Annotated in this window: 9 protein-coding genes; 5 read left to right on the forward strand and 4 right to left on the reverse strand. The window is 71.5% G+C overall.

Annotated features, from left to right (window positions below):
* Positions 1–547: 547 nt before the first annotated feature.
* The 4 genes from WMF20_RS12085 to WMF20_RS12100 all read right to left on the reverse strand — a co-directional run bounded on the left by WMF20_RS12085 (position 548) and on the right by WMF20_RS12100 (position 5,142).
* Positions 548–1,936 carry an IS1380 family transposase gene (locus tag WMF20_RS12085; protein WP_437610821.1) on the reverse strand — a complete coding sequence of 463 codons (1,389 nt, stop codon included), beginning with the start codon at positions 1,934–1,936 and terminating at the stop codon, positions 548–550.
* A gap of 412 nt (positions 1,937–2,348) precedes the next feature.
* Complete coding sequence (locus tag WMF20_RS12090) at positions 2,349–3,461, reverse strand: NAD(P)/FAD-dependent oxidoreductase (RefSeq protein ID WP_129574506.1); 1,113 nt, start codon at positions 3,459–3,461, stop codon at positions 2,349–2,351.
* Entirely contained in the window at positions 3,458–4,051 is a 594-nt protein-coding gene (locus WMF20_RS12095) for an isoprenylcysteine carboxyl methyltransferase family protein (RefSeq protein ID WP_437613380.1), read from the reverse strand. The genes WMF20_RS12090 and WMF20_RS12095 overlap by 4 nt, the downstream gene beginning before the upstream one ends.
* Entirely contained in the window at positions 4,045–5,142 is a 1,098-nt protein-coding gene (locus WMF20_RS12100) for a type III polyketide synthase (RefSeq protein WP_437613382.1), read from the reverse strand. Before WMF20_RS12100 ends, WMF20_RS12095 begins: the two co-directional genes overlap by 7 nt.
* Before the next feature lie 184 nt (positions 5,143–5,326).
* Between WMF20_RS12100 and WMF20_RS12105 the strand changes: the two genes are divergently transcribed.
* The 5 genes from WMF20_RS12105 to WMF20_RS12125 all read left to right on the forward strand — a co-directional run bounded on the left by WMF20_RS12105 (position 5,327) and on the right by WMF20_RS12125 (position 14,210).
* Positions 5,327–5,698, forward strand: a complete 372-nt coding sequence (locus WMF20_RS12105) for a DMT family transporter (protein WP_129574509.1) — start codon at positions 5,327–5,329, stop codon at positions 5,696–5,698.
* Positions 5,699–5,776: 78 nt separating this feature from the next.
* On the forward strand, positions 5,777–6,217 hold the full coding sequence (locus tag WMF20_RS12110; protein WP_437613384.1) for a DUF3574 domain-containing protein: 441 nt from the start codon (positions 5,777–5,779) through the stop codon (positions 6,215–6,217).
* Between the two features lie 420 nt (positions 6,218–6,637).
* Positions 6,638–11,344 (forward strand): copper oxidase, encoded by a 4,707-nt coding sequence (locus WMF20_RS12115; RefSeq protein ID WP_437613386.1) that lies wholly within the window; start codon positions 6,638–6,640, stop codon positions 11,342–11,344.
* Positions 11,345–11,361: 17 nt separating this feature from the next.
* Positions 11,362–13,485, forward strand: coding sequence for a YncE family protein (locus WMF20_RS12120; protein WP_437613388.1), 2,124 nt, complete (start codon positions 11,362–11,364; stop codon positions 13,483–13,485).
* On the forward strand, positions 13,482–14,210 hold the full coding sequence (locus WMF20_RS12125) for an SCO family protein (protein ID WP_437613390.1): 729 nt from the start codon (positions 13,482–13,484) through the stop codon (positions 14,208–14,210). Before WMF20_RS12120 ends, WMF20_RS12125 begins: the two co-directional genes overlap by 4 nt.
* Positions 14,211–14,217: the final 7 nt, after the last annotated feature.

The following is a 14,217-nucleotide window of genomic DNA, read 5'->3' on the forward strand; positions in this document are numbered from 1 at the left end:
GGCCTCCTGGCGGGGTCGCTGTAGTCTCTGGCGACCGCGTCCAGAGGGTGGTGGCCTAATTTGAACATGAAGGCGGGAAGGCGGGAAGAAAAGATCAATGATCTTCCCTCCTTCCCGCCTTCATGTGAATCACTCCGGGGCAAATTAGGCCACCGCCGTCCAGAGCGACGGCGTCCCGGTCGAGGACCGCATCTCTGTCCGGCGGATCTCCTGGACGTTCCGGCTGCGCGGACGCTCGGCCTCCGAGCAGACAGGCGGCTGTGACAGCGAAGGCGATGGGCGCCCATCTCGCGGGTGAACGATGCATGCAAGGCTCCTTTGAACGGGTCCTCAGAGACACCATCGCGGACAATGCCGCTTCGATGCTCGTCGGGACGGCGGCCACTCAACCTGGATTTCGCGCCCACGGGGCACGAGCGGGCCGACGGCGATGCGCGAGCGGCGATTCGCCGACGAATGCGACGTCCGTTACAATTGAACGCGCTCAGCGCGTCGCGAAGGCACACGCCCCCCTTACCCCCCACCGTGATTTCGGCTGGTTCCGGACTCAATTCAGCCGGCGGGCGAGCTGCGAGCGCTCTGGCACGTGCAGCTTCGTGCCCCGAGCCGAGCGGGCCAGCCGCCCCGGGACGAGGATCAGCGCTCGGCGCAGCCACGGTGTTCGCCAGCTTGCCAGGTGCGGAACGTGCTCCAGCACATAGCGGCGATTCAGGTTAGCGGTCAGCAATTTCAGCAGCAGCGCGGCGTGATTGGCGTTGAAGCTATGGCTCGGCACGCGACCGCATCCCCACCCATGCTTGAGATCGCCGATGAGCGGCTCGATACCCGCGCGCAGGTCATACCGCGCCGCGACGTCTTCCGGCGCTTCGACCGGCTCGTTGGTCAGGAAGACCTGCACCGTGTAGTCGAGGCCCTCCCAGAGGTAGATCTGCTTGCCGTTGTCCCGGTCGCGTGTGCGTACGGCGATCACGCGGACCCCCTCCGGCCAACCGCTGCGCCGGAAGGGGACCTCGGTCACCTGCCTTCGAGGACGACCGTCGGCATCCCGGTCGATGGTACGCCATCCGGTGGCGTATGCGACCATGCCCACCATATCGGGGCTCATCCGCGCCTTGGTCAGGAAAAAGCATCCCTTCGCGGCGACGGCGTGCATCAAGGCGCTGCAATCCCCTGCGCCATCGATCCGCACGTAGATGGCCGCGCTCGGCACTGCGGCGCGCGCCCGGTCGATGCACTCCTCGACGAAGGGCACATCGGCTTCGCCGAAGCTCGTATCGCCCGGTCGCAGCTTGGCCCCGACGATGGCCTCGACCTCGGCGATGCGCGCCAGGATCGGATGATAGCTCGGCCGGCCGTGGTAGCGTGGGTTCGGGCCCGGAAGTGCCCCCTCTTGCATGCCGAAGAGCGGCTCCACGGTCGTATCGACGTCGATATGGAGGAACCGGTGCTTTCGGCGAGCAACGAGGGCGAGCCCGTGGTCGACGACCATGCTGTGCAGCGCTTCGAGCGCATCCTCGTCGAACCGGCACAGGTCCCGGTAGACGGTGTCGATGCTCGGGACGACCCCGCCTGCGAGATGCACGAAGAGCGGATCGACGGCGAGCGCCTCGATGCCGAAGACGCGCTCCTCACCGGCGAGCGCGCTGTCCATCAGCAGGCGCATCTGCGCGGCCATGGGGTAGATGACCGAGCGGCCCGTCTTGAGCCGGGAGAACCTGCGGCTCAGGGTCGCGTCGAGGCCGAGCTCGCGAATGAAGGCACCGAAAGTGGCAAGCCCTGCGACTCCGGTCAGGTTCTTCTCCGTGAGCTCGACGTGAATCCTGCGAGGGTCCGGCCGCCGGATTCGCTCCTGGCGATGCCCGTCGCCTTTCCTCTTGAACCCGAGCTCGCGCCGGCGCACCTTCAAGGTGCTCGGCGTGTGCCTTCGTTTGGTCATAGCAACCCGGACGAGTCGCCACGCCGAGCCTTTCTTTCAAGGCGTTCCGTTTACGACGCCGGATTTCTCACGCGTCGGATCGGCCTCGTAGGCGCGAAATCCACGCTCAAGGAACGAGAGGCACGGGCAACCCATCAGGGCGAGATCGAGAGCCGTATCTACCCGATCGAAGCCGGCCGCTGCACGCAGGAGAGCGCGGCTTCATCCGGCACGCGCCATCGGCCGCCCGTCGCTCCTCGGCGGGAGATGCTGCTGCATGGCGCCGAACATCGAGCATGCATGCCGTCTGACGGACGTCGCGCTTTCTTCTCGTTGCTCGCTAAGATGGTATGCGTCGTGGTTGAGCCAATTTAAAACTATCAGCCGGATCTGCCGCGCGCAACCGACGTACATGTCGGTCGGGCACGTGAGCTCAGCGCGGGCGCAGCACCGCGCCGACCGCGTGCCGGAAGAGCCCGGGCGCGAGCGCGAGCGCGGAGAGGAGCCCGTCCCGGAGCCGCGGGCGCCGCGCGATGAAGAGCACCGCGCGCGTCGCCACCGCGTAGCGCAGGAAGGCCTGCCGGAACACGCGGGCATAGGCCGCGAGCGGGGCCGCGCCGCCGCCGCGCAGGGCCGCGTCGAGCGCGGTCGACAGCGCGGCCGCGCCGACGAGCGCGAGCGAGATCCCCTCGCCGGTGATGGCGTCGATGTAGCCCGCCGCGTCGCCGACCAGCACGAAGCGGTCGTCGTGGAGCCGCGACGACGCGCGCTCGAGCGGGCCGCTGCCCCGCGCCGTCGAGTCGACCGGCGCGCCCGCGACCCGCTCGGCCAGCGCCGGAAAGCGGCGCACGAGGCGCTCGGTCGACGCGCGCCCCTCGAGGCGATCGCCGTCCCACAGGAACGCGACGCCGACGCGCTGCGCGCCCGCGGGCGTCACGTACGCCTCGACCCCGTCGCCGAGGTGCACCTCGACGAACGACGACCACGGCGCGCAGCGGAAATGCTGGCGCAGGCCGAGCCGGCGCGGCCCCGCGGGCGGCGCGTCCCAGCCGAGCGCGCGGCGCACGCGCGAGCCGAGCCCGTCGGCGCCGACCACGTACCGCGCCTCGACGGCGCGCCGCCGCGTGACGAGCCGCGCGCCGGCGCGCGTCCGCTCGACCGCGACCAGCGGCTCGCCCGCCGCGAGCCGCGCGCCGGCCGCGCGCGCCCGCGCCGACAGGGCCGCGGACAGCGCGGTGCGGCGCACGCCGAGCCCCCCGGGCGCCGGCAGCGGCGCCTCGACGCGCAGCCCGTCCGGCCGCAGGTACCGGATGCCCTCGATCGGCGCCCGCTCGGCCGGATCGAGCTCGGACAGGACGCCGAGCTCCTCGAGCGCGCGGCAGCCCTCGGGCATCACGCCCTCGCCGCACGCCTTGTCGATCGGCCACGCGGCCTGATCCAGGACGAGCACGTCGTGGCCCCGCCGCGCGCAGCCGATGGCGACGGCGAGGCCCGCCGGCCCCCCGCCGACCACGGCGATGTCGGCGATGTCGGACCGCGCGCTCACGGCGCCGAGGGGCGCTCCGGCGCGGGGCGGCGGCCCGGCACGAGCCGGGGCAGGCCGCCCATCTCCGCCGCGTACGAGGGCCCGAGCGCCGCCTCCTCGGCGCGGATGCGCACCGAGAGCACGAGCGCGTTGAGGGCGCTGAAGACGAGCGCGGTCAGCCACGCGCCGTGGATCATCGGGATCGCGACCATCTCGACGATCACGGCGGCGTAGTTCGGGTGGCGCAGGTAGCGGTACGGGCCGCCGGAGACCGGCGCCGCGCCGGGCACGACGATGATCCGGACGTTCCACTGCTCGCCCAGCGTGGCGATGACCCAGTACCGCATCGCCTGCGCGAGCAGCGCGGCCGCCAGCGCCGCGAGCCCGACGAGCCCCGGGAACGGCCGGTCGAGCAGCGCGACCTCGAGCGCGCACGCCGCGAGGAAGGCGGTGTGCATCAGCGCCATCGCCCGGAAGTGCGCCTGGCCGACCTCGACGCCGCCCTTGGCGAAGGCGCGCCGCGCGTTGCGGCGCGAGATGACGAGCTCGGCCAGGCGCTCGAGCGACACGGCGCCGAGGAAGGCGAGGTAGAGCTGGGCCGAGGTCACCATCGCAGCAGCGCGAGCTCCGAGCAGAAGCCGGGGCCGAAGGCCATCATCACGCCGTAGTCGCCGGGCCGGGCGCTCGCCTCGTCGAGGACGTCGCGCAGCACGAACAGCACCGAGGCGGAGGAGACGTTGCCGATCTCGCGCAGCGAGCGCCACGAGCGGGCGAGCGCGTCCTCGGGCAGCTCGAGCGTCTCGGTGACGGCCTCGAGCACCTTCGGCCCGCCGGTGTGGACGATCCAGTGGCGGACGTCGCCCCGCGACAGGCGGTGCCGCGCGAGGAACGCGTCGACGTCGCGCCGCACGTGCTCGCGCACGAGCGCCGGGACGCCGGCGGAGAGGACGACCCGAAAGCCGGTGTCCACGACGTCCCACCCCATGATGTGCTCGGTCTCCGGGTAGAAGACGGCCTGCGCGTCGAGCACCGCCGCGCCGCCAGGCCGGCCGCTCTTGCGGGCCGCCTGCGCGCCGCGCGCCACGACGGCGGCGGCGCCGTCGGCGAAGAGCTGCGCGGCGATGACGTTCGCCGCCGAGGTGTCGTCGCGCTGCAGCGTGAGCGAGCAGAGCTCGACGGACAGGAGCAGCGACGTCTGCCCCGGGAAGGCGCGCAGCGTGTCGGTGACGCGCCCGACGCCGGCCACGCCGGCCACGCACCCGAGGCCGAAGACGGGCGTGCGCTTGATGTCGCGCCGGAAGCCGAGCCGGTTGACGAGCCGCGCGTCGAGGCTGGGCGCCGAGATGCCGGTGACCGAGACGAACATGATGTGATCGACGTCCTCGGGCCCGAGGCCCGCCCGATCGAGCGCGGCGCGACAGGCGCGCTCGCCGAGCTCCATCGCGCACGCGCTCCACCGGCCGTTCTGCGCGGCGAACGTCGAGGGCGCATAGTAGGCGTCGATCGGCAGCGCGAGGTGCCGCCCCCGCACCTCGATCGACCGCCGCACCCGCTCGACGAGCGCGAGCGCGTCGCCCTTGCCGGCCCAGAGCCGGCGCAGCCCCGCGCACGTCTCGTCCTGCGTTGCGTAGTGGGGCGGAAGCGCCGTCCCCACCGCGGCGATCGTCGGCGCGAACGGCGTCTCGAGGCGTTCGGAGCTCATGGCGGGCGGCAGTCTCGCACCGAGGCAGGCGACCGACCACGTCGATTTCGCCGTCAGGAGCCGCCTGAGGCTCACCGAACCTCGCGCGTTGAAGGCTCGCGCGCTTCACGGTTGATCCATGCAGCCCGCTGCGCCAGACGTCTCCCGGGAATGGCGCGCCGCCGGCGCGCGCCGCACACGAGACATGGCTCAAGGTTACCTCTTCCTCATCATCGCCCTCGTCTTCAACGCGACCGCGAACATCCTCATGAAGCTCGCCGCGCGGCGCGTCCCCCCGATGGAGGGCCTGTCGCTCGTCCAGAAGGGGCTCGCGCTCGCGACGAACTACCACCTCGTGCTCGGGCTCGTGCTCTTCGCGTCGAACATCCTGTTCTACGTGCTGGCGCTGAAGCGCATCAACCTGTCGGTCGCCTATCCGATCATGTCCTCGGGCGGCTTCCTGATCATCTCGGTCTTCTCCGTCTACTACCTGCGCGAGACCCTCACGGCGGTGCAGATCGGCGGCATCGTCCTCATCGCGGCGGGCATCGCGATGGTCGCGTACAACCTCAGCTAATCCGCCGCGGCGGCTGTGATAGCGTGCGGGTCGCACGCCATCGTGCGACCGAACGCCCCCACCGCGGAGGAAGCATCCATGCCCGACCGATCGATCCCGCGCGCCCTCCTCGCCGTGCTCCTCGCGGCCGCCGGCTGCGGCAGCGCCGCGGCGGACGACAGCCGAGCGCCGGCGCGCGAGGCGACCTGCGACAGCGGGGCGCCGATGATCCGCACCGAGCTCTTCTTCGGGATGGATCGGTTCGACGCGCCCGACGTCACGCAGGAGGAGTGGCAGGAGTTCGTCGATACGGTGGTGACCCCGCGCTTCCGCGACGGGCTGACGCAGTTCGACGTCGACGGCCAGTACCTCGCGACGACGGAGGAGCTGATCCGCGAGGACAGCCGGCTGATCATGCTCCTCCACGACGGCAGCCAGGCCGCCTCGGACAGCATCGAGGCCATCCGCGAGGACTACAAGGCGCGCTTCGATCAGGAGTCCGTGCTGCGGATCGACGAGCCCGTCTGCGTCGATTTCTGACGGCGGACCGCCCGCGCGCCTGACGCCGCGCCCGCACGGCGGCGCTCCGCCTCCGGACTGCATCGCCCGGTAGATGCGTTGTCTTCTCCCGTCGCTCGCCGGGCGCTCCGGCGGCGGCGAGCGCAGAACGCGTATGTCGGGCACACTCGTGTTCGCCCGGAACACGGCTTGGATCTTGTGCAATTCCGTAAGCTGGGAAAATTCTTGACCGAGCAAAGTCGTGCGGTCAAACCAGCACGGTGCTGGTGGGCTCAGCACATCGCGACGCATCATACCGTGTTTCATCTCGGGCATGCTGCAACCCACTCGCGGCGCCGGGACGGTGCACGTTCGACGCGGGCGATCCCCTCTAGTTCGAGTTGGAATAGGGAGGTTTACGTGTTGATGAGGCGTTTGCGAGGGCTCAAGTTGGCCGCAGCGATGAGCGTCGCCATGGGATGCGCGGACCAGGATGCTCCGTTCGTCGACGAGGAGGTGGAGCAAGGCGAGCAGGCGGTCGTCGACGCGTCGTATGCGACAGCTTCGGGGAGGACCGTTCACGCCGACGTCGTCGCGATAGACCAGCTGATTGTCTATGATCGCTATGACGCGTTCAACCCGGGGGGGATGGTCTACGCGCTCCGGAGGGACGTCGAGGCCGCCGACCCGTCGAGGCCGGTCGGCCCGGGCAACGCCGCGCTGCGGCCAGGCAAGCGCCCGAGGCCGCTCGTCCTGCGCATGAATGCCGGCGACAAGCTCGTCATCTCGTTCACGAACTGGCTGACGCCGAGCGGCGCGGCGCTCCCGGCCCTCTCCCCGACGACGCGTGACGCGTCCATCCACGTGGTCGGGCTCCAGATCCGGAACATCGCCGCGCTCGGAGGGAACGTCGGGCAGAACGAGAGCTCGCTGGCGGCGCCAGGCGAGACGCGCACCTACGAGCTCGTCGGCGGCCGCGAGGGCGCGTTCCTCATGCACAGCGGTGGCGCCATGGCCGGCGCCGACGGCACCGGGAGGCCGCTGCGGCAGATCGCCCAGTCGCTGTTCGGCGCCGTCATCGTCGAGCCGAAGGGCGCCGTCGCGTACCGCTCTCAGATCACGGCCGAAGAGCTCCAGGCCGCCTCGGTCGGGCCCCGGAACCCGGACGGCACGCCGCTCATCAACTACGACGCGCGCGACGCGTCGGGCGAGCCGATCCTGCGGATGATCAACGATGGAGGCGAGATCGTGCACGGCGATCTCAACGCGATCATCACCGGCTTCGATGAGACCGAGGTCCGGGCCGGGACGTCCGCCAGCTACGGTTACTTCCGCGAGTTCACCGTGATGTTCCACGACGATCTGGGCTCCGTCCAGGCCTTCCCTGAGCTCCAGAGAGACCCGATATACCACAGCGTGCGCAGCGGCTTCGGCATCAACTACGGCGCGGCCAGCCTCGGCGGGGCCGCCCTCGCCAACCGGAGGAAGATCGGCCCCACCCGAGGCTGCGCGGAGTGCAAGTTCGAGGAGTTCTTCCTGAGCTCATGGGCGAACGGAGACCCGGCGCTGAACATCGAGCGAGACGAGGAAGGCAACGCGGTTCGCGCCCTCTACCCGGACGACCCCGCCAACGTCTCCCACGCCTACGTCGGCGACCCTGTCCGCATCCGAAACCTGCACGCTGGCCCGACCGAGACGCACGTCTTCCACGCCCACGGCCACCAGTGGCTGCGCTCGCCGAACAACGACGACAGCGCGTACATCGACTCCCAGACCATCGGCCCCAGGGCGGCCTTCACCTACGACATGAGCTACGGCGGGGGCGGCAACCGCAACCTCACCGCGGGAGACGCCATCTACCACTGTCACCTGTATCCCCATTTCGTGCAGGGGATGTGGGGGCTCTGGCGCAACCACGATGTCTTCGAGGCGGGCACGCCAGACCGGAACCTGCCCGACGGCGAGCTCGCGATCGGGACGCCCACGCCCGCGGTCGTGCCCATCCCGGAGCTGGCGATGGCGCCGATGCCGACCTACGAGCCGACGTCGGTCTCGCTGCCCGATGGACGCAAGGTGGTGCGCAAAGCCATGCCCGGTTATCCCTACTACGTCGCCGGGCTGGCCGGGCACCGGCCGCCGCAGCCGCCGCGCGACATCGAGCATGACGGCGGGCTGCCGCGCCACCTCATCACGAGCGTCCCGCCGGACGGCGACGAGCGCGGTGTCCGCGGCACCTTCGATGTGCAGATCCACCGCGCCAACGTGAAGCTCCTGCCGCCCGACGGCACCGAGGCGGAGGTCGCAGCCGCCGAGTTCCACGCAGGGTGGTTCCCGGGCGCCGTCTCGACCACGGCGCGCTACGGCCTCCCGGTCAAGGGCTATCCGGCCTTCACCCCTGGCGGCCATCCGGCGCTCTTCCTCGTGAACGGCCAGCCCCCTGCAGCCGGCGCGCCCTACGCCGATCCCTGCCCGCCGGGCGCGCCGGTGCGCACCTACCGCGCGGCCTACGTCCAGATCGACGCCACGGTGAACCGCGCCGGCTGGCACGATCCCCAAGCGCGCACGATCGTCCTCGAGAAGGACTACGAGGCCACGGTCGGAGGCACGAGGCCGCCGGAGCCGCTCTTCATCCGCGCCGGCTCCGGCGAGTGCGTCGTCTTCCACGCCACGAACACCATCCCGGACGTGCTCGAGGAGGACGATTTCCAGATGCGCACGCCCACCGACATCCTCGGTCAGCACATCCATCTCGTGAAGTACGATATCACCTCGTCGGACGGCGGGGCCAACGGGTTCAATTACGAGGATGGGACGTTCGCCGCGCAGGAGGTCGTGGCGCGCATCAGCGCGGCCAACGCCCTCGGCGGCGCGCTGGCCGCCGACGGCACGGTGCTCGAGTCGGGCGCGCGCGTGACGCTCGCGGCGACGCGGCACCCGCACCTCGCCGGCGCGCCGCTCGGGGCGCAGACCACGACGCAGCGCTGGTGGGCCGATCCGGTCGTGACCGCGTCGGGGAAGGAGCGCCCCCTCGGCACGGCCTTCACCCACGATCACTTCTCCGCCTCCTCCCACCAGCACCATGGCCTGTACGCAGCCCTCGTGGTCGAGCCCGCCGGATCGATCTGGCGCGACCCCACGACGGGGGATCTCTTCGGCGCGCGCTCCGACGGCGGGCCGACGAGCTACCGCGCCGACATCCTGTTTCCGCCCGGGGACAAGCGGACGCCGTTCCGCGAGTTCAACCTGAGCTTCGCCGACTATGCCATCGTCTACGACGAGTGCGGCCGTCCGGTGAACTCGCCGGCCACGGTCGCGGCGCCGCTGCCGCAGGCGATCGCCCACGGAGGGCTCTTCCGCGAGCCCGTCTCCTGGCGCGATCCCGGGGCGGGGCTCATCAATTACCGGCACGAGCCCATCCCGATGCGCATCGCCGACCGCGATTGCGCGACGGGCGCGGCCACCCCGAAGGACGGCGCCGCCGGGGAGATGCACAACGTCTTCAGCTCGAAGGTGCACGGCGATCCCTTCACGCCGCTGCTCCGCGCCTACCAGGGCGACCGCGCGGTGATCCGCCTCACGCAGGGCGCGCACTCGGAGCAGCACATCTTCTCCCTGCACGGGAAGAAGTGGCTCCGAGACGGCTCGGATCCGGACAGCGGCTTCTCGAACGGGCAGCCGATCGGCGTCTCGGAGGCGATGGATATCGAGCTCGTCGAGAGCCCCCTCTTCGCGAAGAACAGCGCAGGCGGCGCCGACTACCTGTACCAGAGCGCCACGACGGACGACCTGTGGGAAGGGATGTGGGGGCTCATGCGCGTCCACGGCGAGCCGGTCGCCGACCTCCTGCCGCTCCCGCGCGCTCCATCGCGGAGCCTCCCGAGCTCTCCGCTCACGGCGTGTCCGCCGAACGCGAAGGTGAGGCAGTACGTCGTTCATGCGATCTCCGCGGCAGGCAACCTGCCCGGCGATCGCCTCATCTACAACAAGGAATACGGGCTCTACGATCCCGACGCCATCCTGTTCGTCCACGAGGCCGACCTGAGCGCCATCCGGGCGGGCAAGCTCGCGCCGGAGCCGCTCATCCTGCGCGCGGCCGCCGGCGAGTGCGTCAAGGTCACGCTCGTCAACGACCTGCCCGAGAATCCGCCGAAGACGCCTCACTGGAACTACAACCCTCCCATCGTCGAGGGGTTCAACGTCAACCAGGTGAAGACCTCGAACCGCGTCTCGCTGCACCCGCAGCTGGTCACCTACGACGTGAACGCGAGCGACGGCGCCAACGTGGGCCAGAACCCCGACCAGACGGTCGCGCCGGGCGGGCGGCGAACATACACGTGGTACGCGGGCGACGTCTCCGTTTCGCCCCTCGGCGAGGTCACGTGGCAACCCGTGGAGCTCGGCGCGATCAACCTGAAGGACATGGCGGACGTGGTGAACCACGGCATGCAGGGCGCGATCGGCGCGCTGATCGTCGAGCCCGCGAACGCCACCTGGTATCCGAAGCCGAACACGCGCGCGTCGTTGTTCGTGTCGTACCCGGACCAGGCCGGCGCCGAGCGGTGGTTCCGCGAGATCGTGCTCTTCTACCAGGACGAGGTGGCCCTGCACTCCGACGATCCGCGGTTCCAGTGCGCGGACGCGCCCCTGAACTGCGGCACCGCGCTCCGGAACATCGTGGGCGAGACCGACGCGGACGGCACCGGCCACAAGGCCTTCAACTACCTCGCCGAGCCGCTGTGGGCGCGCCTCGGGGTGCGCCCGGAGCGGCGGATCGGCGAGCTGCCGGACCTCGATATCAGCGACATCTTCAGCTCGATGGAGCACGGCGATCCAGCGACGCCGCTCTTCACGGTGGGGCGCTACGACACCCTTCGCGTCCGCGTGCTGCAGCCCTCGGGGCACCGGCGCCAGCACTCGTTCGGCCTCTGGGGCGCGGAGTGGGCGCACAACCCGTGGGCGCAGGGCTCGTCCTCCCGGGTCATGGGCCCGAACCCGGCGTCCTTCGCGATCGCCGCGCAGAGCGGCATCGGCCCCATGACCGCCTGGAACGTGAACCCCTTCTTCCGGGCAGGAGGGTTGCACGAGGTGCCCGGTGACCGCCTGTACCTCGATCAGGCGAGCTTCCAGCTCGCCGGCGGGCTCTGGGGCATCGTGCGCGTCACGGAGTGAGCGAAAGCAGGAGATCGATGATGAGACGGACCTTCCCTCGCGCGCACGGGCTCTGCCTCTCGCTGGCGTGTCTCGTCGTCTGTCCGGCGCTCGGCTGCGGGCGAAGGGCGTCCGTCGCGGTCTCGCAGGGAGACAGCGCGGCGCCTGCGCCTGCGCAGCCGGAGGCGCCTGCCCTGCAGGCGAGCCGGGTCGAGCGCGATGGGCTCTCCATCGCGTTCGCCCTGCGCCCGATCGAGAGGGGCCGCGGCGCGGCCGCCGCCGCGGAGTCGACCGCGGCGGCGGCGTTCGCCGACGTGGTGGCCGAGTTCACGATCACCGACGCGAAGACCGGCGCGCCGCTGGGCGGCCTCTCGCCGCTCGGGTGGATGTCGAGGCGCGACGGGGACGCCGGGGCAGCCGATGGCCTGTCCGGCGGGGCCGCCGCGAGCGCGGCGGGCGCTGCGCCGGACGAGGCGGGCTGCCGGGAGAGGATCAAGCGCTTCATGGGGGGCCTCCTGTCGGCGCGCCCGGAGGTGGACATGAACGCCTATCTCCTCTGGACGCTCAACCAGGACAGCACCCTGTCGGCCATCAACCCGCAGGTCGCCCTCGGCAGGACGAAGCTCCGGAGCATCGTCAGCCTCGCGGGCCCCGGCGTCGCGCTCGCCCTCCACCCCGACCGCGACACCCTCTATGTCTCGCTCCGGGGCGGCCGAGGCCTCGCCGTCGTGGATACGCGGCGGGGGTTCGTCCGGTCGAACGTCCCTGTCGGCCAAGACCCGGCCCGCGTCGCGGTCGCGCCCGACGGGCGTACGGTCTGGGTGGGCAACGACGGCGACGGCACCGTGAGCGTGATCGACGCGCGCTCGACCGACGTGATGAAGACGCTGCAGGTGGGCCCGGGCCACCACGAGATCACCTTCACCGGCGGCGGTCGCGCCGCCTGGATCACGAGCCAGCGCGGCGACGCGGTGACCGTGGTGGACGTCGCCGCGCTGGAGCCGCTCGGAGCGATCCCCGTCGGCGAAGGGGCCGTGTCCATCGCGGCGAGCGACGAGGCGGGGGTGGTCTACGTCGCGAACGGCGCGCGCGGCGAGGTCGTGATCCTCGACGCCGCGCGCCGCGCCGTCGCCGGGCGCGTCGCCCTGAAGCCGGGGCTCGGCGCGCTGCAGTTCGAGCCGGGCGGGCGCTTCGCGTTCGCGCTCAACCCGGCCGCGGACGAGGTCGCCATCCTCGACGCCTCGACGGGCGCGGTGGCGCACGCGCTCACCGGGTTTGCGGCGCCGGACGCGGTGACCTTCACCGGCGCCTTCGCCTACGTCCGCAACCTCGGCGCGGGGAAGATCTCGCTCATCGATCGGGCGGGGCTCGGCGGCCCCGCGGCCCCGCCGGTCGTCCACGTCGCGGTCGGCCAGGACGCGCCGGCCGCCGCGGGCCGAGGTCCAGCGACGGGGCCGAGCGGGCTCGCCGCGCCCATCGCCCCGATGCCCGAGGGCAACGGCGCCCTCATCGCGAGCCCGGCGGACAAGGCCCTCTACTTCTACGTGGAGGGCATGATGGCGCCGATCGGCACCTTCTCGACCTACGGCCGCGAGCCGAGCTCGATCCTCGTCGAGGATCGAGCGCTCAAGGAGGTGCGGAAGGGCGTGTACGCGACGACGGTGCGGCTCGGCGCGGAGGGGCTTTACGACGTCGAGCTCCTCCTCGACCGACCCCGCGCGGCGGTGTGCCTCGAGGCCACGGTGGCGCCCGCGCGCTGCGCCGAGGGCGGGGACTACGCCGACCAGGGGGGCTGCGGTGAGGGGCCAGCGCCGGGCATCGCGCTCTCGCCGCTCTTCGAGCCCGACCTGCAGCTCGCGGCGGGCGAGCCGGCGACGCTCCGCTTCAGGGCGACCGCGAAGGATACGGCCGCTGCTCTCGACGCGAAGGAGATGGAGATCATGATCGTTCGGTTCCCAGCTGGGTATCGGTGGAGCGGCGCGCCGCGGCCGGAGGGAGACGGCATCTTCTCGGTCGCGTTCACCCCGCCCGCGCCGGGCCAGTACCGCTTCCTCGCCGCCGCGCCGCAGCGCGGCGTGCCCTTCGGCGCGCTCCCCTTCGTCCCGCTGCGCGTGTCCGCGCGCGGCGCGGGCGGCGGCGCTCCCGGGGGAGGTGCGCGATGAGGCCGGGCGCGGCCGTCGTCGCGGGCGCTCTCGCGCTCTCGCTCGCGGGCCTCGCGCCCGCGCAGGACAAGGCACCTCGGTCGGCGCCCGCGCAGGACAAGGCACCTCGGTCGGCGCCAGCGCAGGGCAAGGCACCTCGGTCGGCGCCCGCGCAGGACAAGGCACCTCGGTCGGCGCCCGCGCAGGACAAGGCACCTCGCCCCGAGCGGATGAGGGTCGGGGGCGTGTCCCGGGAGGACGACGCCGCCGCGGAGAAGTACTTCACCAACGTCGAGCTCGTCGATCAGCACGGCCGCGCGCACCGCTTCTACGAGGGATTGCTGCGGGGCCGGAAGGTGCTCATCAACTTCGCCTTCACCTCGTGCAAGGGGGCCTGCCCCACGATGACGGCGAACCTCGCGCGCGTGCAGGCGCTGCTCCGGGCCCGCGGAGAGCGGGTGACCATCCTGACGATCACGGTCGACCCGGAGAACGACACGCCGGCCGTGCTGAAGCAGTATGCGGCGAAGTTCAACGTGGGCGAAGGCTGGTATTTCCTGACCGGCACCGCCGCGAACGTCGCCGCGGTGCTGGGGCGCCTCGGCGGCCAGGTGCGGAGACCGGACGAGCACACGATGACGCTGCTCGTCGGCGATACGTCGACCGGCTCCTGGCTGAAGACGCTCGCCACCGAGCGGCCGGAGGTCCTCGCGCACCTCGCCCAGCACATCAACGATCCGGAGTGAGGTGGAT

The organism is Sorangium sp. So ce834 (assembly GCF_051521425.1).
Taxonomy (GTDB): Bacteria; Myxococcota_A; Polyangia; order Polyangiales; family Polyangiaceae; genus Sorangium; species Sorangium cellulosum_D.

Excerpts from the sequence above, each read along its gene's own strand:
- WMF20_RS12085 (WP_437610821.1), bottom strand. The coding sequence starts at position 1,936 with ATGACCAAACGAAGGCACACGCCGAGCACCTTGAAGGTGCGCCGGCGC.
- WMF20_RS12095 (WP_437613380.1), bottom strand. The coding sequence starts at position 4,051 with ATGGTGACCTCGGCCCAGCTCTACCTCGCCTTCCTCGGCGCCGTGTCG.
- WMF20_RS12100 (WP_437613382.1), bottom strand. The coding sequence starts at position 5,142 with ATGAGCTCCGAACGCCTCGAGACGCCGTTCGCGCCGACGATCGCCGCG.
- WMF20_RS12105 (WP_129574509.1), top strand. The coding sequence starts at position 5,327 with ATGGCTCAAGGTTACCTCTTCCTCATCATCGCCCTCGTCTTCAACGCG.
- WMF20_RS12110 (WP_437613384.1), top strand. The coding sequence starts at position 5,777 with ATGCCCGACCGATCGATCCCGCGCGCCCTCCTCGCCGTGCTCCTCGCG.
- WMF20_RS12115 (WP_437613386.1), top strand. The coding sequence starts at position 6,638 with ATGAGCGTCGCCATGGGATGCGCGGACCAGGATGCTCCGTTCGTCGAC.
- WMF20_RS12120 (WP_437613388.1), top strand. The coding sequence starts at position 11,362 with ATGATGAGACGGACCTTCCCTCGCGCGCACGGGCTCTGCCTCTCGCTG.
- WMF20_RS12125 (WP_437613390.1), top strand. The coding sequence starts at position 13,482 with ATGAGGCCGGGCGCGGCCGTCGTCGCGGGCGCTCTCGCGCTCTCGCTC.